The sequence below is a fragment of the Psychrobacter sp. 1Y6 genome (assembly GCF_052258385.2).
Classification (GTDB): domain Bacteria; phylum Pseudomonadota; class Gammaproteobacteria; order Pseudomonadales; family Moraxellaceae; genus Psychrobacter.
In genome coordinates this window covers 801,562-826,442 of record NZ_JBQQEW020000001.1, presented here as the reverse complement: position 1 = coordinate 826,442, position 24,881 = coordinate 801,562, and the positions used below count along the sequence as shown (strand labels likewise).

Annotated in this window: 19 protein-coding genes; 7 read left to right on the top strand and 12 right to left on the bottom strand. The window is 41.3% G+C overall.

Going from position 1 to position 24,881, the window contains the following annotated elements:
* Positions 1-15: 15 nt before the first annotated feature.
* The 5 genes from ACTXGF_RS17130 to serS form a co-directional block, all read right to left on the bottom strand.
* Positions 16-1,014: an NERD domain-containing protein gene (locus tag ACTXGF_RS17130; RefSeq protein WP_443534361.1), complete on the bottom strand. Its 999-nt coding sequence runs from the start codon at positions 1,012-1,014 to the stop codon at positions 16-18.
* A gap of 40 nt (positions 1,015-1,054) precedes the next feature.
* On the bottom strand, positions 1,055-1,804 hold the full coding sequence (locus ACTXGF_RS17125; RefSeq protein WP_160022247.1) for a DUF3239 domain-containing protein: 750 nt from the start codon (positions 1,802-1,804) through the stop codon (positions 1,055-1,057).
* A 153-nt stretch (positions 1,805-1,957) separates the two neighbouring features.
* Positions 1,958-3,304: an RHS repeat domain-containing protein gene (locus ACTXGF_RS17120; RefSeq protein ID WP_443534363.1), complete on the bottom strand. Its 1,347-nt coding sequence runs from the start codon at positions 3,302-3,304 to the stop codon at positions 1,958-1,960.
* Positions 3,305-3,525: 221 nt separating this feature from the next.
* Positions 3,526-5,523: a transketolase gene (gene tkt / locus ACTXGF_RS17115; RefSeq protein WP_443534365.1), complete on the bottom strand. Its 1,998-nt coding sequence runs from the start codon at positions 5,521-5,523 to the stop codon at positions 3,526-3,528.
* A 295-nt stretch (positions 5,524-5,818) separates the two neighbouring features.
* The gene (serS, locus tag ACTXGF_RS17110; protein WP_443534367.1) at positions 5,819-7,105 is read right to left on the bottom strand and encodes a serine--tRNA ligase; all 1,287 of its coding nucleotides are present in this window, start codon (positions 7,103-7,105) and stop codon (positions 5,819-5,821) included.
* A 498-nt stretch (positions 7,106-7,603) separates the two neighbouring features.
* On the opposite strand from serS, the gene ACTXGF_RS17105 reads away from it, so the two are divergent.
* Together ACTXGF_RS17105 and ACTXGF_RS17100 are read left to right on the top strand one after the other, a co-directional pair.
* Positions 7,604-8,263, top strand: a complete 660-nt coding sequence (locus tag ACTXGF_RS17105) for a YcxB family protein (protein ID WP_296208352.1) — start codon at positions 7,604-7,606, stop codon at positions 8,261-8,263.
* A 266-nt stretch (positions 8,264-8,529) separates the two neighbouring features.
* Positions 8,530-9,015, top strand: coding sequence for a Dps family protein (locus ACTXGF_RS17100; protein ID WP_160022561.1), 486 nt, complete (start codon positions 8,530-8,532; stop codon positions 9,013-9,015).
* Positions 9,016-9,133: 118 nt separating this feature from the next.
* On the opposite strand, the gene ACTXGF_RS17095 is transcribed toward ACTXGF_RS17100, so the two are convergent.
* From ACTXGF_RS17095 to ACTXGF_RS17085, 3 genes are all read right to left on the bottom strand, one after another.
* Positions 9,134-9,838 carry a DUF2057 family protein gene (locus tag ACTXGF_RS17095; protein WP_443534369.1) on the bottom strand — a complete coding sequence of 235 codons (705 nt, stop codon included), beginning with the start codon at positions 9,836-9,838 and terminating at the stop codon, positions 9,134-9,136.
* 102 nt (positions 9,839-9,940) lie between these two features.
* On the bottom strand, positions 9,941-10,744 hold the full coding sequence (gene hda / locus ACTXGF_RS17090) for a DnaA regulatory inactivator Hda (protein WP_443534371.1): 804 nt from the start codon (positions 10,742-10,744) through the stop codon (positions 9,941-9,943).
* A 328-nt stretch (positions 10,745-11,072) separates the two neighbouring features.
* Entirely contained in the window at positions 11,073-12,179 is a 1,107-nt protein-coding gene (locus ACTXGF_RS17085) for an AI-2E family transporter (RefSeq protein ID WP_191114044.1), read from the bottom strand.
* A 499-nt stretch (positions 12,180-12,678) separates the two neighbouring features.
* Here ACTXGF_RS17085 and purM point away from each other — a divergent pair, with 499 nt between their 5' ends.
* Positions 12,679-13,740 (top strand): phosphoribosylformylglycinamidine cyclo-ligase, encoded by a 1,062-nt coding sequence (gene purM, locus ACTXGF_RS17080; RefSeq protein WP_443534373.1) that lies wholly within the window; start codon positions 12,679-12,681, stop codon positions 13,738-13,740.
* The gene (purN, locus tag ACTXGF_RS17075; protein ID WP_443534374.1) at positions 13,740-14,432 is read left to right on the top strand and encodes a phosphoribosylglycinamide formyltransferase; all 693 of its coding nucleotides are present in this window, start codon (positions 13,740-13,742) and stop codon (positions 14,430-14,432) included. The genes purM and purN overlap by 1 nt, the downstream gene beginning before the upstream one ends.
* Positions 14,433-14,594: 162 nt before the next feature.
* On the opposite strand, the gene ACTXGF_RS17070 is transcribed toward purN, so the two are convergent.
* Both ACTXGF_RS17070 and ACTXGF_RS17065 read right to left on the bottom strand, forming a co-directional pair.
* A complete protein-coding gene (locus tag ACTXGF_RS17070) occupies positions 14,595-15,968 on the bottom strand; it encodes an NAD-dependent succinate-semialdehyde dehydrogenase (RefSeq protein WP_443534375.1) in 1,374 nt (457 codons plus the stop codon).
* A 403-nt stretch (positions 15,969-16,371) separates the two neighbouring features.
* Entirely contained in the window at positions 16,372-17,361 is a 990-nt protein-coding gene (locus tag ACTXGF_RS17065; protein WP_057761159.1) for a LysR family transcriptional regulator, read from the bottom strand.
* A gap of 698 nt (positions 17,362-18,059) precedes the next feature.
* On the opposite strand from ACTXGF_RS17065, the gene ACTXGF_RS17060 reads away from it, so the two are divergent.
* Positions 18,060-19,646: an isocitrate lyase gene (locus tag ACTXGF_RS17060; protein WP_101206309.1), complete on the top strand. Its 1,587-nt coding sequence runs from the start codon at positions 18,060-18,062 to the stop codon at positions 19,644-19,646.
* A 153-nt stretch (positions 19,647-19,799) separates the two neighbouring features.
* On the top strand, positions 19,800-21,398 hold the full coding sequence (locus ACTXGF_RS17055) for a CYTH and CHAD domain-containing protein (protein ID WP_443534378.1): 1,599 nt from the start codon (positions 19,800-19,802) through the stop codon (positions 21,396-21,398).
* A 148-nt stretch (positions 21,399-21,546) separates the two neighbouring features.
* On the opposite strand, the gene ACTXGF_RS17050 is transcribed toward ACTXGF_RS17055, so the two are convergent.
* Positions 21,547-22,062, bottom strand: coding sequence for a L,D-transpeptidase family protein (locus ACTXGF_RS17050; RefSeq protein WP_443534380.1), 516 nt, complete (start codon positions 22,060-22,062; stop codon positions 21,547-21,549).
* 140 nt (positions 22,063-22,202) lie between these two features.
* On the opposite strand from ACTXGF_RS17050, the gene ACTXGF_RS17045 reads away from it, so the two are divergent.
* Positions 22,203-23,471, top strand: a complete 1,269-nt coding sequence (locus ACTXGF_RS17045; RefSeq protein WP_443534382.1) for a hypothetical protein — start codon at positions 22,203-22,205, stop codon at positions 23,469-23,471.
* Between the two features lie 145 nt (positions 23,472-23,616).
* On the opposite strand, the gene ACTXGF_RS17040 is transcribed toward ACTXGF_RS17045, so the two are convergent.
* A complete protein-coding gene (locus ACTXGF_RS17040) occupies positions 23,617-24,855 on the bottom strand; it encodes an argininosuccinate synthase (protein WP_057761167.1) in 1,239 nt (412 codons plus the stop codon).
* Positions 24,856-24,881: the final 26 nt, after the last annotated feature.

The window sequence follows — 24,881 nt, the reverse complement described above, 5'->3', positions numbered from 1 at the left end:
GAAGATGATTAACGACTAATCAATATTCACCACACCGCGACACTTAGGAAATTTGCTACAACCAAAAAAGGCCTGCCCTTGATTCAGGCCTTTTTTTGCCACGCGCTTGATCATCTCACCGTTACATCTCGGGCAGGTTGGTGTTTGAATCAAATCAGCTGTATGGTCTATCACCACATCTATCTCAGAGGAAATCGCTGCTAGTTCAGGCTCTACAACCTCAAACGGCGTAAGAAAAACCTTATCAGCAATATCATATGGTGTATTTATCTGCTGAGTATTCATACTGTCAGTTATTAATTCGCTAGATTCAATCTCAGTCTGACCAGACCATTGCAGCACTTCTCTACTTTTCAACGTGGCACGTTTAGCGGTTTCTTTTACTATCGGCTCAGGTATTGGCTTACTGGCAGTTTTAACAATTGGTTTATCAGTAGCGTTACCGCTAGGCTGCTCTTTTAGATAGGCTTTATGCTCTCTATTGGTACGCCAAGATTTACTAAATCTATTGCCATTAATCTGCTCAACGATAGATGCAACCTCATCTTCAGTGAGTATCTTATCTTGCTTTTTTTTCACATAAGATACCATACCACTCGTCAATACATGCTCGGGCAACTCATCGCGGGTTTTTAGCTCACACTCACCGATGAAAGCAATCATCGAATGAAAATAGCTCAGCTCCAAGCCTAATAAATCTGCGAGCGTCTTAATGTGTAGATAATTTTGATGTAATGGATTTTGGAATTTAAATTTATTTCCATTTGGGAAAACTTGTGTCCACTGTCTTTGGTTCTCGCTACCATATATCCAGCCTTTATAGTTTTTCGTCTCAATCACAAAAATGCCGTACACAGAGACGATGATATGATCGATTTGGGTACTGCCACCATTGGCTCTTGGCAAGGTAATACCGTTTAAACGGTGGTAGACGTCTTTTTCAAGCTTTAGCCACATGGCGACGTTAATGACGGTTTCACCTAGGAAGCCTTTAAAGCTGGATTTTAGGGACATGGTAGATTTCTCGAGAAATAACTCATTAGATTGATACCTGTCAAATGAAAATCTTTAGCCCATATAAAATAGCTATAAATACCATTACGCTAATTACAATCTTCATTAGATTAATTCGTCCACCTCCTCCTTCAAGTTCAATACTACTTAAAATACTTAGAGAGTCATTCAGTTGCTCATTCCAATTACTCTGTTCTTTATCAACCTGATATAAACCTGGTTTATATGGCTTCTCTAATTCTAATAAATATTTTTCCAACTGCTCCCACTGTTCGTTCGAATAACTTTGCATAGCTAACTTTACTGTCTTTGCATCATTAGTTGCGTAAGATAAAGGAATAGGGTTGAAGTCTAGCCAATGTGCTAAATCGTCATTAGTTGAGGCAGTATAGAGCGCAACTGTTGGTACTCTATCGCCAACAGACACATTTTTTAATGAAGTACATTTCATTATTTTGACTACTGGGAAATGACCGTAACCTTTAGTTAAACTTGTATTAACTGCAATGAGAGTAGGATAAGTATCTACAACAATACCTCCATTTGAATCTCCACTTAGAAAATGCTCCTTTTTATTTACCCAGTAATAAAGGTTCATCACTACTGCAATAACAGTAACTAAGAAATACATAACATCGATGACCATCGTAGCTAATAATGAGCAAATCAGAAATAGTGTCAATAAGCTTACGAACATTTTATTATGACAAAACCATACCCATTTATTTAGCTCCGTATTACCGGGATTTGAAGCAATGCTATTGTCGTCGACTGTATAATTATTGCTCATTCAATATCTCGCTCATCAAACCGCTCATCAAACTTGGTGTGCAACTAAAAAGAGCTATTAGATTACTCTAACGGCTCTCTTATAAACTAAAAATTTAGTTTATGCTTAAATTACAGTAAACTCTTTATAGACATAACAATCTCAGATATATAGTTAGTCATAATAAGACTCTTTAATCATATCTGCGGTATATCTAGCATTCACTTTATTCAATAAACTAGTCGCAGTAGGAGCTCTATTATTAGATAATCCAAAATCTATAAATGTTGGCATATTAAACTTTAGTGGGACGCTTCCTTCATAGCTGTAAGTAATCTCTTGGTTGATTTTTCCATTTTGACTAACATCTACTAGAGTTTTAGTTAAGTATCCTGCATTGTTATATTCAGCTTTATTAGTAACATTCTGAACGTTAGCTCTAAACCCTTCATATGTTTCCGTAGCATTAGTCGCTAAGCCTAAATTATTATAAGAAACTTCAATATCGATAACAGATGGTTCGTCATTAGTCGTCTTTCTAATAATATTTTTTTGATTATCATATGCATAGGTGACAGTTCGAACACTTCCATAATCGATTGAGCTATCAACAACTTTTGTAACATTACCTTGATTATCGTAGCTGAACTCTAAAGTATTACGCAATTCTCTAACATCATTGTTAGTATCTTCATCAACTCTTACAAAAGATAGAGCAGACTTAGCTAGGTAATTATTAATACTAAAAGTTATATCTTCAATTCTGTCTATACTACCGTCATTATATTCGTCAGTCTTTATTTGTTCTAACTGGTTCTGGCTATTATATATGTACATTTTAGTTGAATTATAGAAAAAGCTCGAATCACTTGAATCCTTTTCTACTATCTGTTCGATATTACCGTTTGAATTATATTGATAAGTTACTGTTCTCTCAAAAATACTATCTCCATTAGAATTGGTATTGAACTCAGTTAGCTGACCTTTTTGATCATATACCCATACTTCGATACCATCATTTCGCTTATCGAGACCACGGGTTTGTTCGCGGCGAATTAGGCGATCTTTATTGTCGTAAGTAAACTGCGTTGAGGTATTAGCTCGATCAGGATTGCTAGATGACAGGTATTCTTGCTCAACCAGCTGATTTTTGCCATTAAAGTAAAAACTTTCAGTTGCATTTATATAGCCAAAACCGTCTCCTTTATAAGATCTAGTGCTGATGCCAGCAATAGTGGCATCCAAAGGTCTTGCGTCTTTTGCATTCACAACGCCGTCACCATCAATGTCATCGTCGCAGTCATCAGTGATCTCATCTTCGTCTAAGTCAGCCTGCCCTGAATTACTAGCAGTTTTATCTTTGCATTTATCGGTGGGCGTAGGAGTATTAGGCTTAACAATGTCATCATTACTTTCACTTCCAGAGCCACCCCCAGAACCCCCACACGCAACTAACGAGGTAGTAAAAAAAATAGCGAAAAGGGTTAAACCAAGGTTTTTATTTACGCGAGGATGTGGCATATGAGTACTCACTCAAAAGAGCTGTTTAAAGGTTCGTGCTACGCATCAAACCATGATTATTTGTTACATATCAAAAACTTAAATTAACTTTTTACTACAAACTGAATTATAGATTCTTATAAAAATTAGTCAACATATTTTCATCTTCCCATCGTAAAAAAAGAGCCACCAGATTTCTCCGGTAGCTCTTTCTTGTTTAAACGCTAACTAAGTTAGGTTTATTACACCAAACTATTTACAGCTTCAACCACAGCATCAGTCGTGATACCGAATTCTTTATACAAGTCACTAGCTGGAGCAGATTCGCCATAAGTGGTCATTCCGATGACTTTGCCATCTAGACCAACGAACTTATACCAGTAATCTACATGCGCGGCTTCGACTGCTACGCGAGCACGGATATTGGCAGGCAATACGGCTTCGCGATAGCTAGCATCTTGCTCAACGAAAATCTCTGCACACGGCATAGACACCACACGGACGCCAACACCATTTGCGCTCAATGTCTCATACGCTTCCATCGCTAGGCCAACTTCTGAACCAGTGGCGATGATGATGGCTTGTAGCTCGCCTTGCTCTTTCGCAAGTACATAGCCACCTTTGGTGATGTTGGCTACTTGCTCACTATCACGTGCTTGATGTGGCAAGCTTTGACGACTAAAGATTAACGCTGATGGGTTGTTTTCTGACTTGATTGCTTCTACCCAAGCGCTAGCAGATTCAGTTGCATCACACGGGCGCCATGTGCGTAGATTTGGCGTGGTGCGTAGGCTAGTCAATTGCTCAACTGGCTGATGCGTTGGACCATCTTCACCCAGACCGATAGAGTCATGCGTATAGACATGGATGACGCGCTGCTTCATGAGTGCGCCCATGCGTACCGCGTTACGTGCGTATTCCATAAACATGAGGAACGTTGCTACGTAAGGAATAAAGCCGCCATGCAATGCGATACCATTGGCAATCGCAGTCATACCGAACTCACGTACACCATAATAGATATAATTGCCGTCAGCGTCTTTTTCGATGCCTTTAGCGCCTTTGAATAGCGTTAGGTTCGAGCCAGCTAAATCCGCTGAGCCGCCTAGCAATTCTGGCAATAATGGTTGCAAGCTGTTGATAGCATTTTGACTGGCTTTACGACTAGCGACATCACCGCCCGCTTCTTGCGTTTGCTGAATATAGGCTTGCGCTTGGCTAGCAAAGTCATCAGGCAACTCGCCATTTAGACGACGTGACAGTTCTGCTGCAAGCTCTGGATAGGCTTTTTTGTATGCTTCAAAGTCTGCGTCCCAATTCTTTTGCTGAACGTCGCCTTTGGCTTTAGCATCCCACGCTTCATAGATTTCGTCATCTAATTCAAATGGAGCATGTTTCCAAGATAGTGCATCACGGGTCAAGGCGATTTCGTCATCACCAAGTGGAGCACCATGACTGGCGGCTAGACCTTGTTTGTTCGGGCTACCAGCACCGATTGTGGTTTTGCAAATAATTAAACTTGGCTTAGCAGTCTCTGCAATCGCTTGCTCAGTCGCTTGCGTAATTGCATCAGTATCATGACCGTCAACTTTGATAACTTGCCAGCCGTATGACTCAAAGCGCGCTTCGGTATCATCAGTGAACCAGCCTTCGACATTACCATCGATTGAGATGCCATTGTCATCATAGAAGAATACCAATTTGCCAAGCGCCAACGTGCCAGCCAGCGAGCAAACTTCATGACTGATACCTTCCATCAAGCAACCATCGCCCAAGAACGCATAAGTATTATGATCGACGACGTTATGACCGTCACGATTGAACTGTGCGGCTAGCGTCTTTTCTGCGATCGCAAAACCAACGGCATTGGCAATACCTTGTCCTAGTGGACCAGTCGTCGTTTCTACACCAGGCGTGTAACCAAGCTCAGGGTGACCTGGGGTTTTTGAATGCAGCTGACGGAAACCTTTCAGATCATCAACGCTCACATCGTAACCTGATAAATGTAGCAATGAATAAATAAGCATCGAGCCATGACCGTTTGACAGTACAAAGCGATCACGGTTGTGCCAATTAGGATCTGCTGGATTGTGCTTCAAAAATTTGCGCCACAAAACTTCGGCAATATCAGCCATACCCATTGGCGCACCCGGATGTCCAGAGTTGGCTTTTTGAACCGCGTCAAACGACAGTACACGGATGGCATTGGCTAGTTTACGTTCGCTAATTGGAGCTGGCATAGAGTGTCCTAATATTCGAATGAGTAGTATGAAGATAAGAGGAGAGTTTACTCAGAGGATAATCCATCAAAAACGCGACAGGCGTCCTCAATGGATAGGCTATAAAATAAAAATGCAATATTAACATATTTGCTATGAGCCTAGCCAAAAATGCGGTGACAAGACCGTTTATATTTAGCAATGACTTACATCAGTTTTTTTAAACGATAAGCAATGACGGACTTTGATTTAAGTTATAAATAACAAGCTGCGAGTGACCCAAGTGACAAGCAGCTCATTACTTATAGTCAATCTATTAAACTGAAATAGCCTCAGCACCGCCCATAAACGGACGCAATACTTCTGGAATCGTAATGCTGCCATCAGCATTTTGATGATTTTCCATCACTGCTAGTAGCGTACGACCCACGGCCAAACCGGAACCATTTAAAGTATGAGCCAAGCTGGTTTGTTTACCATCTTTGACACGAGTACCCATACGGCGCGCTTGGAAATCACCACAGTTAGAGCAGCTAGAGATTTCACGATAGGTGTCTTGGCTCGGTAGCCATACTTCGATGTCATAGGTTTTTTGTGCAGCAAAACCCATATCGCCCGTACATAGTTGTACCGTGCGGTATGGCAACTCAAGCTGCTGCAAGATATATTCGGCTTGTCCTGTCATTGCCTCAAGCAACTCATCAGATTGCTCAGCGGTACCGACATTGACCATTTCAACTTTTTCAAACTGATGCTGACGGATCAGACCACGAGTATCACGACCATGAGAGCCTGCTTCACTACGGAAACATGGTGTATGCGCCGTGAATTTTAATGGGAGCTCTTTAATATCCAAACGCTCGCCGCGTACCAAGTTGGTCATTGGTACTTCAGCAGTTGGAATCAAATAAAAATCCATCTCATCGTTATTGGTGTGATTGCTTAGCTTAAACAAATCATCTTCAAACTTAGGCAACTGACCCGTACCTTTTAAACTATCGCTATTGACGATATAAGGCACATAGGTCTCAAGATAGCCGTACTTCATCGTATGCGTGTTCAACATAAATTGAATTAGTGCGCGATGCAATTGTGCCAATTGTCCTTTAAGCACGTTAAAACGGCTACCAGTCAATTTGGTCGCTGCCTCAAAGTCCAGCATACCAAGCGTCTCACCGATATGCGTATGATCTTGAATTTCAAAATCAAACGTACGCGGCGTGCCCCACTTACGCACTTCTACGTTATCGTCTTCTGACGTACCGACTGGTACATCCGCCGCCGGAATATTCGGAATTTGCAAAGCCGCTTGAGTGATACGCTCTTGTAGCGTACGTAACTCGTCTTCCGCAGCTTTAATCTCACCGCTAACGCTTTGCATCTCAGCCAATAGCTCACTGGCATCTTCGCCTGATTTTTTTAGGGCACCTACTTGCTTAGCACCAGCATTACGGCGCGATTGCAACTCTTCGGTTTTAACTTGTAGAGACTTACGCTCGTTTTCAATCGTTTGCCAGAACTCCATATCAAGCTCATAACCACGGGTGGCTAGCTGCTGTTGTAGGTCGCTTAAATCGCCGCGTAAGAGTTTCGGATCAATCATAGTAGTTGCCTGTAACACTAAAGGTGAGTAAAAGGTTTAAAAGTATTATTAATAGAGTAATTGCCTAGCGCATCGCTATCACGGTCTTTGTGATAACTGGCTATGACGTTATATTTTATATCAACATATCTGGTAGACGCTATAATACCAAGACACGGCAGATTTGACCATGTTTTGGATATCTTTGACTGCTTTTCCCTGTTTTTGGCTGACTTTCACTAGCTTTTGTTCATTATGCCAATCGCTTATCGCAAGTTATTCTGTTTTTAATTGCTCACTTTTGCTTTCATCTAGTCTTAGTAAGCTGAGTATAGAGCGTGAACTACGTCATTAATATGACATCTATCCGTGAACAGTCTTGCTTATATGTTTCATTTAGGAGTACTTTTCGGTAAGATAAGCGCATACCTTTATTCACGTCTAGCCAAGTACAGCATCGCTGCTTCGCTTTGGCAGTTTTAATCCAACGCTTTTAATATAAGTATTTGAGAAACCTTTATGGCCCTGTACCCCTACACGCTCCAACCTGTCGCCTTAAACCTAACTGAGGCTGAATTTCACCAAGCACAGTATGAACTGTTTGCCAGTGCCAGCCCGTCTTTTGGTTTATCAAGCTTTAAGACCAAAGAGTGGATCATCATGGCCGTGGTTGTGGTACTCGCTATTGCAGGACTTATCTTTGTCACAGGCTATTCAACCATTATATTTTGGTTAATGCTGGTTGGTGTGGTGATTTATCTATTGGCACGTACTTTAGGTTTTAAATGGTACGTAAAAAGAGAGTTTGACAAACAAGTGGCTGACCAAGAGATGCCAGATGAAATGCGCCAGATGAAGTTAGGTGTGCAAAAGCATGGTCTAGTCATGGCGATGCCAAGCAACCAGCCTGATATGATGAAAAACTCGCAAATGCGCGGTATGCAGATGCGTGCAGGCGCTACTCAACAAGCGGTTATTCCTTGGACCTCTATCAAGAGCTGGGACGAGACTGACGACTATATCTTTATGATGTTTGAGCTAAAAGGTCAACAAGGTAGCCAAATCGTACCGAAACGCTTGCAAGCACAGAAGTTTCCTATCGATACGATACGTCAACACTTACAAGAAGTGGTTCCTATGAAAGGCTTAAACCCTGAAAACTTGCAGCCACCAGCGTAAATGTAATGGGGTTTCTCTATCGTTTAGAAAAACAGTAGAGAGACTTGATTTAAGTTTTATAAAACCAATCGTAAAATTGTATTTATTAAATTTAACTTATTAATAATAGTTTGCTATTATTATAAGCATCAAAGGAAGAGATAGAGTCTATATTGATAGATACAGATGAAAAATAAAGTATTTTTCTCTGCATTTTAATTGATTAGACCCTTTATTCTTCTTTATTTATTATCATATAACTACACTCACACTATAAGGACAATACTATGAGTAATTCTAATAATGCTACTAACCAGATCGGTCTAGAAAAAGCAGACATGAGCGAAGTCATCGCCAAATTAAACAATCTACTATCAACATATCACGTGTTTTATTTAAACGTACGTGGCTATCATTGGAATGTAAAGGGTGAGCATTTCTTTACTTTGCATCCACAATTTGAAGAACTGTATACGTCACTACAACTTCAAATTGATGAAATTGCTGAGCGTATCTTAACCTTGGGTGGTACACCACTTCACGCTTATAGCGATTTTACGCAGCATACTAGTATCAGTGAAGATAAAAATGTCAAAGATGGTACAAGCTGCGTCAAAGGTGTGGTCACTGGCTTGCAAGCGTTAATTGCAGAACAGCGTCAAGTATCAGCCCTAGCAGAAGAGAGCGAAGACCAAGGTTCAGCTGACCTAGTTGATGCTTACGTACAAGAGCAAGAAAAACTGGTATGGATGTATAACGCGTTTTTGGGTTAATAGTCGTTAGATTCTACTAGGCTAAATTTTAATAAGCCTAATGATTATCAAATTCTAAATAATAAAAAAGCACCTAATTAGGTGCTTTTTTATTGTCTATCTTTTAGAAAAGACTGTTTTATTTTTGGATCCATTGACGCATTTTTTCACGTTCAGCAGGTGTGGCTTGTAGCCATACTTGCATAAAAGTATCTAACGTACTAGTAGAAGTGTTTACGCTAGTAGTTTGCTTAACAGTAGTCGTGCCAGTGTTGACGTTGCTAGTAGAATTTACTACTGGTTGATCTAAAGAGGCAATAGCACGTTGATTCTGTAGCTCTGCATCACCTGCACCGCCGAATACGCCGCCTAGCGCTTTACCAAGGCCTGAAAATAGACCGCCTTGGTTACCGGCCATACTTTGCTGGCTAGCAATGACTGTATTATTTTGTTGCACAGCGAGCGTTGGCTGCTTGGCATACTCTCTAGCAGCTTCATAATCTTCTGGTTGATCAGGCATAGTCAAACGATATGTTTGATTGTCGGCCAATTGTGCCGTCACACTGACATTACCTGAACGCAAATAATCATGCTCATCACGACGCAAGTTGTATAAACGGTCATACTTAGCAGTAATAGCGTGTTGTCCAGGCTGTAACGTAAATGTTTTTTGCAGCGGCTGAAAAGCACTCTGCTGAATTTCCTGCCCATTAATAGCAGTTACTTTAATATGGTCATCAACCTGTAGAGTAACTGCTGCCTGTGACAACATAGAAACCGAGGCAGCCCCCACCAACAACGTGCCTATCGTTAATTTCTTTAGCAAAAGAGTATCCGATTTCATAAGTTATTCCATTAATAGTAAAAGCGAGTTGGACAAAGTATTTGTATTCTAACGGTTATTCATTTTTTGCTGCTAAAAGCCTTACTGCTAAGAGTCTTGCTGCTAAAAATCAAGTGGCATCGTATGTTGGTCTTGATCAGGCGTGTCGTTATCTACTTGCCTCTCTTGAGCGATATCCGCCAGCTCCGCGGCAAGCGTCTGCTCATCGATGGTACGCAGAGCATCACTTATGACTGCTTTTGAGATATTACTGCGACCAAGGTTAGAGAACATTGGTTGAATATAATTAAGTACTTCCATCATCGCACCGATACGATGCGGTCCATCGGTCAGTAAGTGATCAATAATTCGATCGTCAAACTGCCATCCACGTCGACGCAAAATAGACTGTAATAGTGCTTGTCTGTCTGCTAAATCATGGCCAGTAGGTACTTTAAAGGTCGGTGCTTGTGCCAAGCGCGTCATTAAATCTCTTAACTGGAATGGTAAGTCATCAGCTGGTTTATTAGCGGCAAACAATAACTGGCGTTGCCCTTCTCGACTACGATTAATCAAATGAAATAAAGCTTCTTGCCACTGACTGCTTTGCTCAAGCACTTCCAAATCATCGATAGCAATCAAATCGAAGTTTTCTAACGATGACAGTACGTGAACATCTGTATGAATTAGCTCATTGAGGGACAAACAGATAGCCGATTTGTCCATTTCGATAAATGACTCGCAAATAGCAGACAGCAAATGGGACTTACCTGTAGCAGGGCTACCAAACAGATATAGTTGACCGATCAGGCCGACATGTAACTGTCGTACTGCATCAATAATCGACATCCAACCGGGACCGGCAAAGTCACTGAGACTTGCATCATGCTTAATGTCCAGATTGAGACTTAGCTGTGCTTCTGCCATGAATCATCAACTCGTGTTGCGTAGTGCAATGAAAAAATATAATAAAAAAGATAGGTTGCTTTGAGCTGTATTCATTACTGTCAATACTAGCCGATACAGCTGTAAGTAATGGCCCTATAGTCTTTGCAAAAATCGGTCAGTCACTTTGTCGAAAACAACGTTAGCAAAACTGGTACCAAAACGGTTGATACTATCAACACTGCGCCTATATATAACATATTTACAAAATGACTGACAAGTCTTTTACCCATTAAGCCTTATCAATCATTACGTTCATATCTTAATATTGCATATCAATATTTATCTAGTATGTTCAATAATAAGATAATTATCTTTTTTCAAACAGTGCCAGTTGTTTACGACCTTTATAAAAGTCAGTGGTTCGATAATAGCTGTATAAATGGCGGAACAGGACGTTTAAGACAGCGGACACTGGTAAGGCGATCAACATACCGACAAAGCCTAGTAGACTGGCACCTGCCAATACGGCGAATATGACCCATAATGGCGATAGACCAATCTTATCACCTAACAGCAATGGTTGTAGAATATAACCTTCTGCAGCTTGTCCAATCAAGAACGCACCTACGACCAATGACAAATATGTCCAGTCCAATCCGAACTGAAATAAGCAGGCGATAATAGCCGCGATAAAACCAATACCAAATCCTAAATACGGCACAAAACTGGCAATGCCTGCTACCATACCAATGATAAGCCCAAGCTCTAGCCCAATAAGCTGCAACTGTACAGCATAAATAGCGCCTAGCAAAACCATCACCAACAATTGACCTTTGATAAATGCCATCAATGCTAGATCACACTCTTTAGCTATTTCAGTCACTTTTTGACAGTAAGCACCTGGTATCGCCATCTTCCAGTTATGCAAACGCTGATCCCAATTAAATAGGAAATAGAAGGTCAAAATAGGGACCAATACAATAAGGCCAGCATTATTGATGAAGTTCATACTTGAGGTCAGTATTTGGCTCATCATGGTGCTAGCATCAGCGAACTTATAATTCGTTTGCATATAATCGACGAGAGTATCGGAAAACTCTTTCGACTCTAGTTCGGGCAGTTTGATACGAGTATTACTATTGAACCACTCTCGTACGACTTGGTTATACCAATTAAATATCTTTGGCAAATAATCCCAAGCCGCTTGCAACTGATGCCATAGTGTCGGTACCAACCACCATAATAATAACGCCATCCCCAAAGTAATCGTCGAGTAGACAATAATAATCGCGACCCAGCGCTTGATGTATTTTGATAGGCGCTTGACTAGAGGATTAAATAGGTAAGCCAGCATAAAGGCAAAAACAAAAGGCACGATGACGGGCATCATTAAATACAAGAGAAACACAGCCACAACTAACGCCACGACAATAAATAAACGCCGAAAAAAAGGATCTATTGGTTGATTCATCATGGCAAGTAATCCTATAGTTGGACGAAGTTAACAATTGACAGTGAGTCATATATTGATAGTATTTTCTAAAAAATAAATGCAGTTATCACAATGTGTCACTAGGCGAATTGCTTTTTTCTCATTAGCTTTAGCTAGCTAAACTGAGACGTATCAACGTTCCTAAAAAGCATAATTCTTAATAAATTTATGTTTATTAGTTTTTATTCTGTCAATCACATTTGGACTTGTATTAAGGCCATTATTGACAATAAATTTAGCGTTCTATTATCGCAGAGTACAACAAAAAATCAGTCATTTTTTGTTTCTTAACCGCTTATTTGCCACTTAATGCAAATCTTAGTCAAATATTGGCAAGTTGCTTTGCGAGTACGGTCTGTTTTTGGGTATAATGCGCGCACTGTCTTTAAACTTTGCTTTTGAACTTTATAACGCTGATTTTTGCGTGCTCAATTACTTTACCTTCTAATCCCAATTATCTATCCCCAACTGTGAGATGACTATGAGTGACAAGCCTTCTTTAAGCTACAAAGATGCCGGTGTTGATATCGATGCAGGCGATGCTTTGGTTCAGCGAATCAAGTCCGTTGCAAAAGCCACTACTCGTCCTGAAGTCGTGGGTGGACTTGGCGGTTTTGGTGCGTTATGCCGTATCCCAACAGGTTATACCTCGCCACTATTGGTTTCTGGCACTGATGGCGTCGGTACCAAACTAAAATTGGCGCTACAGCTGAACCGTCATGACACGATTGGTATTGATTTGGTCGCGATGTGCGTCAATGATCTACTAGTTTGTGGTGCAGAGCCATTATTCTTCTTAGATTATTATGCAACTGGTAAGCTAGATGTTGATGTAGCGGCGACTGTCGTGACTGGTATTGGTGATGGTTGTAAACTAGCTAACTGTGCGCTTATCGGTGGTGAAACTGCTGAAATGCCAGGCATGTATCAAGACGACGATTACGACCTAGCTGGATTTTGTGTAGGTGTGGTTGAAGAAGCAGAAGTTGTCACTGGTGAAAATGTCGCAGAAGGCGATGTACTGATTGCACTTGCCTCAAGTGGCGCACACTCAAACGGCTACTCATTGGTTCGTAAAGTCATCGAAGTTAGCGGTGTGGATGTTACGAGTAGCGACGAGCAACTAGACGGTCAGCCTATTCAAGACGCTCTAATGGCTCCTACCCGTATCTATGTAAAAGCAATCAAAGCATTACAAGACTCGCTTGGTAGCTCAGCCTTACATGCGATGTCACACATCACAGGCGGTGGTCTAACGGATAACTTGCCACGTGTACTACCTGATAACTTAGCGGCTAGCATCGATACCAATAGCTGGCAGTTCTCAGAGCTATTCACTTGGCTACAGACCCAAGGTAATATCGCGCAGAGCGAGATGTACCGTACCTTTAACTGCGGCGTTGGTTTTGTCATCGTTATGCCAAAAGATAAAGCAGAAGCTGCTATCCAGACGTTGACTGATGCAGGCGAGACAGCTTGGCAAATAGGTGAAATGATCAAACGCAGCACTGATGACCAGGCGGATGCAGTGGTGTACCGTTAATGTCAATTGATAACGCAAGCCAGCCTATCAAACCATTGCGTATTGCTGTTCTAGTCTCAGGAAGTGGTAGCAACCTGCAAGTGTTAATCAATGCCATGCAAGCAGGTGCGCTACCAGTCGAAATCGTTGGTGTCATTAGTAATCGTGAAGATGCTTATGCATTGACACGTGCTAAAGACGCCAATATTCCAGTTGCGGTATTGTCACACGTTGCTAATGGCAAACGTATGGGCATCAAAACATTTGAAACCCATGCCAACGAGCAGCTAATAGCATGGCAACCTGACTTAATCGTCTTGGCTGGGTTTATGCGTGTATTAAGTGGCTCATTTATCGATAATGTACCAACGCCCATGATTAATCTTCACCCTTCTCTACTTCCAGTTTATAAGGGTTTAGATACTCACAAACGAGTCATACAAGCGGGTGAACGTCGTCACGGCTGTAGTGTTCATAAAGTCACAGCGGAGCTTGATGCAGGTCAGGTGTTGACTCAAGCCGTATTGAATGTCGATACCGACGATACCGTAGAGAGCTTACAGTCACGGGTACAGAAACTTGAGCATCAGCTACTACCTTGGACGATTTTACTATTAGCAAAAAACGTATTATCACTTGAAACAAATAATACAACATCGCAAACGGAAACTTATTTACCTAAGTTGCCTTTGCAATTGCTTATAGACGGATAAAAATCTCAGCTTATTAAGCTGCTTTTAATACCACTTTATATAGCTCAATAAAAAGCCCAGTTACTCATTACGAGCAACTGGGCTTTTTTATTTGATAACTATTTATTATTTACTATCATGTAAAATCGTAAATAATTATCTATTTAGCTAATTAGTTCATTCCTAGAATACATGAACTGCTTTAATATTGACAAACTCTTTGATACCGAAGCCGCCATGCTCACGACCATAGCCTGAGTTTTTCACGCCACCAAATGGTAGTGCAGGATTGGCAAGACCATAACCATTGATATAGACCATACCTGTGTCGAATTGCTCACGTGCTAGACGAACAGCTTTCTCTTCATCTTTTGAGAAAATCGCGCCACCTAGACCATAACGACTGTCGTTAGCAATGCGCATTGCATCGTCTTCATCTTTGGCACGAATCAACGAAGCGACAGGGCCAAATAGTTCGTCATCGTATGCAGGTTGACCTTTCTCAACATTCTCTAGGATAGTTGCTGGATAGAAGCTACCTTTACCTTCAGGTACCTTGCCGCCAACAGCAATCGTTGCACCCTTAGCAACACTCTGCTCTACTTGCTCATGTAGCTGCTCACGCAAATCTGCACGTGCTAATGGACCGATATCTGAGTTATCATCCATTGGGTCACCCGCTTTAGTACCTTCAAATTTCTCAACGATACGTCTACGGAATTCGTCATATACGCTATCAACTACGATAAAGCGTTTGGCTGCTACACAAGTTTCACCGTTATTGATTAAACGTGCTTGAGTACAAGTTTCTACAGCAGTTTCGATATCAGCATCTTCTAATACGATGAATGCATCATTTGAACCTAGCTCTAATACCGCTTTCTTAATTGCTTTAGCTGCTTGCTGACCAACGATCACGCCTGCTTTGTCACTACCTGTTAGTGTCACGCCGCGTACTTTGTCATTGCCAATCAATGCTTCTGATTGATCATGATCAATAATAATCGTACGGAACAAATCATTTGGTAATTCAGACTCGTGAAGAATTTTTTCAATTAATAAACCAGAGCCTGTTACATTAGATGCGTGTTTTAACAGGACGCTATTACCCGCCATTAGATTTGCAATGGTGTAACGGAATACTTGATACGCTGGGAAGTTCCAAGGCTGCATGCCGTAGATGATACCGATAGGTTGATACGTCACTAGTCCTTTTTTCATGCTTTCGATATCACGTACATCATCAGCCAAAGAAGCAACGCCGTTTTCAGCAGTGTAATCACAGATAGCTTTGCAAAGATCAATCTCTTGTATGCTCTGGCTATATAACTTACCGCGCTCTTCAGTCATCAGCTTAGCCAGCTCTTCTTTATATTCCATCAGCTTATCACCGATAGATTTGATGACACGACCGCGCTCTTTGTGACTCACTGTACGCCATTCTAGAAATGCGTTATGTGAAGCGTCGACAATCTTGTTGACTTCGTCGTTGCTCATATAATTGTAGTTACTGATTTCTTCGCCCGTGGTTGGGTTAATAGTAGTAATGTCTGACATAGTTACTGTCCTTATTATTCGAATTTATATTTGGGATCTATAATCGGGTTTATTGTCACTTGTAGTTATTTTGCTGTGACAGTTTTAATTATTAAATTTATGTCGATAGCACAATCTATTGGTAGCTCGTTTTCTATCTGCCGTTATCTTAACAAGCTATTTGATGAAGAGTTTTACAATATATTGTGAAGTGTGTTGAAGATGTTAATAGTGTGACTGACTTATTAAGTAAAGCTAAATTCAACATATTAACTATTAACCCTTAGGACATAAAAAAACCAGCCTAGTGGCTGGTCTAATAACTATATAGAGTGGGAGCTAAAGAAAAATACTCTTATTAAAAATTCAGATAATCAAAAATATTCTGCTCTAATAAAAGATAGATACAACTCACACAAACCAATCAAAACAAATGATTAATAACCGGTATCTCTTGTGGTGGATTTTCTTCTTCAGCAACGACTTGTCGTGCCACATGCATAATTAGCTGACGTAACCAGCGATGGGCTGGGTGATGCTGCAACAAAGGAGACCATGCCATCGTAAGCTCAAACTCAGGAATAAAAAACGGCGGATCTTCCATCATAATGCTGTCGTTATTTGCCTGCATTCTTGCCACACGCGTGGGCAAAGTCGCTATCAAATCCTTATTTGCTGCAAGCATAGCAGGCATTTGATAATGTCGAGTAAAGACACTGATTTGGCGTTTTTGCCCAAGGCGCTGCAGGGCTTGATCGATAGATCCTAGTCCACCAGATTTTTCTGGATTGACACCAAAGCCCACGCCCATCCCTGTTTTAGATACCCAAACGTGCTGTGCTTTAAGGTAGTTTTTCAGATTAAAACGATTGGCATAAGGACTGTCAGAAGATAATAGGCAACTAAAAGTATCACGCCACACTAGAACCTGATGGAAACTTTGAGGTATCTCGTTAAAACGGTTAATCGCTAAATCAACTCGTCCCTGCTCCATATCTCGATAAGAGACGTCTGATGGAGTCAAAAAGTCCAAAATCACATTAGGCGCTTCAGAACGTAGTGCTTTTACCAACTTAGGTACTAGGGTCGCTTCGGCATAATCTGATGTCATGATACGGAACACACGAGAGGTACTATAAGGGCGGAATTCGGTACGCGGCTCCAACACCTGAGTCAAGTCAGCGAGTATCTCGCGGATACGTGGCTGTAGCTCAAGGGCGCGTTCAGTCGGCGTCATACCCTCAGATGAGCGTACCAATAATGGATCATTAAACAGCTTACGCAAACGGCGCAAGATATTACTCATAGCAGGCTGAGTAATCCCAAGCTGCTCGGCTGCGCGAGTGACGTTTTTTTCTCGTAGCAACACATCTAGATGGACTAATAAATTTAAATCAACCCGCTGCAAATTCATATTTGGTTCTCTTGGCTTTTGAATAAACGCCATATTAAGGCTGGCATTTGTAGTGCTGCTACGATGATTTGGACGTTATAACAGCATAATTTCATTATTTTTTACTAATTTCGTTCTATTTTTTTCTGATACATGTGCATTACAACCCATTCAACCTATCGTAAGGCCCTGTTATATAAACATTATATCATACAGAAATACCAAAGATAACTATCATAAATTAGATAAATCTTGGTAAGGTGGTTATAGTGAGTTCTATAAAGGATTTGCAGCATAGATGACGAACCTTAGGTTCATAAGCTGTTTTTATCCGATTAAATATTGTCGCTAAGTAATATATTAATGGTTTTTATCAGTCATTAAATACGGTTAATTGACCTCATTATTGTAACATCTCTTGCTACCAATTATGACATCACTGGCTATTAAGTATTCAGATACCTTTTAGATATATAGTGAGAATCGATAAATATTTATAAATCAGCAATTATTTTCAACTGTTGAGTTCAGCAAACTTCTTGTAATAGCGTAGCGGTTTGTTTAGGGTAAATAGAGATTCGATAGATAAATGATAGACCAAATTTTGAATATTACTTTTTAGTACAAAGGTTTTAGTAAAGCGGATTTTAGTAAAACGACAGACCTATTATTTTAACAATTAACTTATTTGTTTTTACACCCCACCAAGGAGACTATAGATGTCAACTGCATATAAATCAGCGATCGACTTAGTACGTGAATTAAAGCAAAAGCACGGCAACTGGCAGAACATTAGCGAAGTTGATGCTGCACGTATGATGTCACAAAACCGTTTCAAAACGGGTTTGGATATCGCAAAATATACTGCAAAAATCATGCGTCAAGACATGGAAGATTATGACAATGATACGTCTCAGTACACGCAGTCTTTAGGTGCATGGCATGGTTTTGTTGCACAGCAAACTATGTACGCTAAGAAAAAATATTTCGGTACGACTTCTAAAACTTACATCTACCTTTCAGGTTGGATGGTAGCTGCCCTACGCTCTGAGTTTGGTCCACTACCTGACCAATCTATGCACGAAAAGACGTCAGTACCTAAGCTAATCGAAGAAATCTACACCTTCTTACGTCAAGCAGATGCTAAAGTGTTGAACGACTACTTCCGTGAGCTAAACGCTGCTGAAGAAGCTGGCCAAGATACTTCTGCTATCCTAGAAAAAATCGAAAACTTTGATTCACATGTTGTACCAATCATCGCTGATATCGATGCAGGTTTTGGTAATGAAGAAGCTACTTATCTATTGACTAAGCAAATGATCGAAGCTGGTGCTTGTGCCATTCAGGTTGAAAACCAAGTATCTGATGCTAAGCAATGTGGTCACCAGGCTGGTAAAGTAACGGTACCGCATGAAGACTTCATCTCTAAGCTAAACGCTATCCGTTATGCATTCTTAGAGCTTGGTGTTGAAGACGGCGTTATCGTTGCTCGTACTGATTCTGAAGGCGCATCACTAACGCAAAAAATTCCAGTATCAAATGAGCCAGGCGATCTTGCTTCTAAATACATCGATTTCATCGAAATGGAAGAAGTAACGCTAGAAAATGCTCAAGAAAATGACAGCCTACTTAAGCACAACGGCAAGCTAGTACGCCCAGTTCGTCTACCTAACGGTCTATATCAGTTCCGTGAAGAGACTAACATTGACCGTGTTGTACTTGACTGTGTAACTGCTCTAGAAAACGGCGCTGACCTACTATGGATCGAAACACCGACTCCAGACGTAGAACACATCAAAATGATGGTTGACCGTATTAAAGAGCAACAGCCTAAAGCCAAGCTTGTATACAACAACAGCCCATCATTCAACTGGACGCTTAACTTCCGTAAGCAAGTTATCGCTCAGTGGGAAGAAGAAGGCAAAGACATCTCTGCATACAATAAAGATGACTTGATGAGTGCTGATTATGACGGTACTGAACTTGATGCAGCCGCTGACGTAGCCGCTAAGAACTTCCAACGTGATGCGTCACGTGAAGCTGGTGTATTCCATCACTTAATCACGCTACCGACTTACCACACAACTGCTCTTAGCGTTCATGAACTTGCTAAAGGCTACTTCGGTGAAGAAGGTATGCTTGCTTATGCAGCTGGCGTACAGCGTAAAGAAATCCGCGAAGGCATCTCTTGTGTTAAGCACCAAGCAATGGCTGGTTCTGACCTTGGCGATGACCACAAAGAAATCTTCTCTGGTGACAACGCTCTAAAAGCTGGCGGCGGCAAGAACACGATGAACCAGTTCTAATAACCGACAGACTAGCAGTATTTATCAAAAAACCGCTCTACATCATGTAGGGCGGTTTTTTATTGCAGTTTAAATAATCAGAGAATGGTAGACTAATAATGGTTTATCACAACCATCGATCAGAGCCATCAGTCAGAATTATTAGGAGCTAATATGCAAGAGATAGAGCTGAAGTTTTTGGTACCAGAGTCACGGCTAAAGGGTTTAATGCGTCAAACGCACGTTAAATCCTCACAAGTGACGCAACTGGCTGCACATTATTACGATACGCCTGACCAACAGCTTGCACAGGCAGGTATCGGTCTGCGTATTCGCAAAGAAGGCGATACATGGGTACAAACCATTAAAGCTGGTGGTGATGGTATCGCGGCACGCTTGGAGCACAATGCCGTACTCGATAATGAGCAAGTACAAGCGATGCTCGATAATAATGAGATGATGCCTGATTTGACAATATATGCAGGCACTCCAATCGCTGAGGCATTGACTGATTTTAAACTCAAAAAGTTAGCGAAAAATCTGACACGACTTTATGTTACTGACGTCGAGCGCACTACGCGGTTGCTAACAGAAAGTAATGAAGATGAAACCGATAATTGCATCGAAATGGCTTACGATCAGGGAGAAATCATCCATGGTACTGATGACTCGCTACGCAAAGCTATTCAAGAGATAGAGTTTGAACTGGTGTCAGGAGATTTAGATTTTCTATTTACGACTGCCAAAACATGGTGCAAGCGCTATAAGCTGTGTCTATCTACCGTTACCAAAGCTGAAAACGGCGGTTTACTTATTAACGGACAAAAACACAGTCCAGCGGTCAACGACAACCTAGGTCAATTGCAAATAGACAAAGACAGTAGTGCACCTGCCTTTATACGTGCGGTCGTACATAATTGCTTATTGCAGATACTACCAAACAGCAGTGCTATCGTCGCTGGCAGTATAGATGACGATCATATTCTACAGTTAAGAGTTGGTATTGATCGCTTGCGTACTGCGTTGAAAGCATTTGCTGACTTCTCTGATGAGATTAACCCTGAATGGCTGCCAATACTAAAGCAAACTGCAACCTTGCTTAGCGATTACTATCAACTTGCTTATATCAACGCACAGATCGAACCTGAACTACAAGCATGTGGCGCGCCTGCCGTTGACTGGACAATAGATATCGAAGATATCAAGATCACACCCATTAATACGCTGCAAGCCAATGACTTTCAGATAACCTTGCTAGAGCTGATTGCCTTTACTATGAGCGACCCAAGCATTGAACCTCAAACTGATCAGCTTGCCCGCGATAAGCTAACAAAAGTTCTCTCTAAACAATATAAAAAATGTCTCAAGACCAACAAAAAAACTGACGAAGTAAGTGATGAAGTAAATGATACCGAGCTTGTGAGCGATGACGTGGATCTAAACACAGATGTTGCAGATAATGACCAACCTGAAATCGAGCTGCTTAATCAGTTAAGCGATTTACGTTATATCAGTGAATTTTCTACGCCTTTATTAAGTAAGAAAAAAGCTAAAAAGAAAACTAAACGTTGGCTAAAAAAGCTGATAAAAGCGCAAAAAGCATTAGAACAACTGAACGATGATAATCAATATCAGCAGTTTTATGAATTGAAATCAAAGACAGATGCTAATGCTTTATATGGTGCAGGTTGGTTTACGGCCATACTGACTGATGACCAGAGTCATATTGATGCACGGTTAGCAAAATTTGCAGATAGCTCAACGTTTTGGTAATAGTAATATCATATTTATGACGGATACTACTTTCATAAAGTAAACTCACTTCATAAAAAAGACAGCTTGTTATATAACCAGCTGTCTTTTTTTATTGTGTTTAAATAGCTTTTGTCAGCGTCATGGCTAAATTTGTGTGCAACACGATCTAGTCAACAACGATCGTAACAGGCATACCCTCTTCTACTTGCTCAAATAATTCTACGATATCTTCATTACGCATACGGATACAGCCATGTGACAGCGGAATACTCATTGGTTCAGTATCTGGAGTGCCGTGAATATAGATATAGCGCTCATAAGTATCGCAACCACCTTGGCCATTACTACCTTTGTTTAACCCTTCTTCAAGACCGCTTAACCAAAGAATACGGCTCAATATCCAGTCACGCTTGGGATGTAGCTCACCAAGATTGGCATCATATATCTCACCTGTCGGCACACGCCCGACAAATACCGCATTCATAGGCTCGCTACCACCTATTTTCTGTTCAATGATATGCTTGCCGAGCGGCGTGCAACCACTATCCTGCTGACTACCAATTCCATTCTTTGCAGTGGAGACTACGTATCTCGCAACCTCAGTTTGCTCCTGGTACAGCATCAATGTTTGCTCAGCGATATTAATCACGAGTTGTTTATCAAGCGTCTTATTATTGGTCATAAATGCTTCCGACTATCAGTCATTCATCAGATTACTATTAAGGTTATTAGCAAAATGATTGAAAATTTCTATTATCAAGGGATTGTATCAAGACATTTGGCACCGTAATATAGGGGCACACTTTTTGATGCTAGCAGATTATGACGACTATTTCACCGACACGTGTGTCGATGTATGATTTTTTATATCATGATACCCAGCCTATGCTGTCACTTTTGGCCGATGCGGCACAGCTCTCTCTACCGCAAGCTCGCTTAGGGATGGATGCCAGTCTACAAGCCATCATAAGTGCGCTGCTCGCCTATCAGCAGCGTCATCAAGGACAGGCAGTCAGTAAAAAGCTGTTTAGTCGTAGTGCTGTCAAAGAGTTACGACAGTATAACTCAATGAACTTTGCCACCATTAGCGCCACACTCTACCATCGTCACGATGCAGCAGATGCTGTATTTAGCGATAATGCCCGTGTCATAAAGGCAAGCGAACATATCGCTGAAAAGATCGATGCAACGACGCAGCAGGCTCAAACTCTACTCACCTCTTTATGCGTGATTGTGCTGCGTGAATTGGCTATTCTGACAGAATACAGTCAACTAGACAGTGATGAGATCAATAAATGGTTTGCGCTACAACCACAGTTTTTATCAGTGGCACGTTTTAGCCCAGAGCATACGCATACCTTATCTGCTGAGACAGAAAGCAATAGTGACTTGCCCCAATCAACTACTGAAACTGTTGAAGCGATAGAGAACAACTCAGAGAGTAATGCGGAGCGTACGTTATTAAATGCTGAGCAGCTATCAAGCACTCCACCTCCTTTTGATCCTTACTGGTATGAACTGTCCGGATTCAAACCTGAAAACTATGAACCTGTGCAAGACATGCAAATGGCAACAGGTAATTACTTAAAAGCCATTGGACGCTCACCTGACAATCTACAGCAGGGTCGTCACAATGATATGCTGGTATTTACGGAGATGCATGCCGTTGCCTTACCGCATCAGCGCTGGCTACTACAATTGGCCAAAATCTCAGATATCTATCTCAGTCGAAATCGACTACGTGTTAACTCTGAACCAGCTAATCCGCCCAAACCGCCTTTGGTGAGTTTGGGACTAATCGGTGGCAATAACGACAATACACCGACCACTACTAGTGAAAAGCCCATCAAATATGAGGCTTCTACACCACTATGGAAGAATCCTGTCATTCTTATCATCATACTTGTCGTTGGTGTCCTTGGTGCGCTCGCTACCTTAAAATACCAATCGCAAAAATCTGACGGTGCCATCCTTGAAACTGAAGAAGTATTAGAACAAGATGCTATTGATGAGCGGCAACAGCAAGACGTAGCCATCGTAATGGTAGACGAAGATGAATCTGACGTTGTAGAGACAGAAAAAACTGAGTAAAAAGCTTTACTATTAAGACAGCTATTCTAAAAGTGATGGTTTTAGCAATCATTTATTAGCCATAAAAAAAGAGGATCTACATTAATAGAGCCTCTTTTTTGTTGTGCGATCTAAGTTACGGATTGGCTATAAGTAGCCTAAAAAATTACTTAGATAAATCACGACCACGGCTAGCTTCGATAGCTAAACGTAGGCCATTTAGACGGATAAAGCCTTCTGCGTCTTTTTGATCATAAGCGCCCGCATCATCTTCGAAAGTGGCGATTTTTTCATCAAATAATGAATCGTCCGATTTACGGCCGACGACGCTCACGCTACCTTTATACAGTTTTACACGTACAGTACCGTTGACGTATTCTTGTGACTTGTCAATCAATGCTTGTAGCATCATACGCTCAGGGCTGAACCAATAGCCATTGTAGATGATTTTTGCGTAGCGTGGCATTAACTCATCTTTTAAATGGGCAGCTTCACGATCAAGCGTTAGTGATTCGATACCGCGATGCGCTTTTAGCATAATCGTGCCCGCTGGCGTCTCGTAGCAACCACGTGACTTCATGCCAACGTAACGGTTTTCAACGATATCTAAACGGCCGATACCATGTTTGCCGCCGATTTCGTTCAGCTTAATCATGACTTCATAAGGCTTAAGCGCTTCGCCATCGATAGCAACGATGTCGCCTTTTTCGTATTCTAGTTCTAGATACTGTGCTTCATCAGGTGCTTCTTCTGGGCTGACAGACCAGCGCCACATGTCATCTTCTGCTTCAGTATACGGTTCTTCTAGGACACCGCCTTCATAAGAGATGTGTAGTAAGTTAGCATCCATTGAGTAAGGAGATTTTTTCTTATTGCCCGCATAATCGATTGCGATATCATGCTCTTCAGCATATTTCATCAAGCTTTCACGGCTTGATAGATCCCACTCGCGCCAAGGAGCAATAGTTACTACGTCTGGTGATAAGGCGACTGCACCTAGCTCAAAACGAACTTGGTCATTGCCTTTACCAGTCGCACCATGACTGATGGCATCGGCGTTATGCTCTTTAGCAATCTCAACCAAACGCTTGGCAATCAATGGACGGGCAATAGACGTACCTAGCAAGTACTCACCTTCGTAAATGGCGTTAGCACGGAACATAGGGAATACATAATCACGAGCGAACTCTTCGCGCAGATCTTCGATATGAATATGCTTGATACCCATTGCTTGAGCTTTGGCTCGTGCTGGCTCAACTTCTTCGCCTTGACCGATATCAGCGGTAAAGGTGATTACTTCCGCATCATAAGTTTCTTGTAGCCATTTAGCGATGATTGAGGTATCAAGACCACCTGAATAAGCCAAGACGATTTTATTGATATTTTTTGGATCAAGTTGAGCCATGAAGAACTCCCATTATGAAATATAGT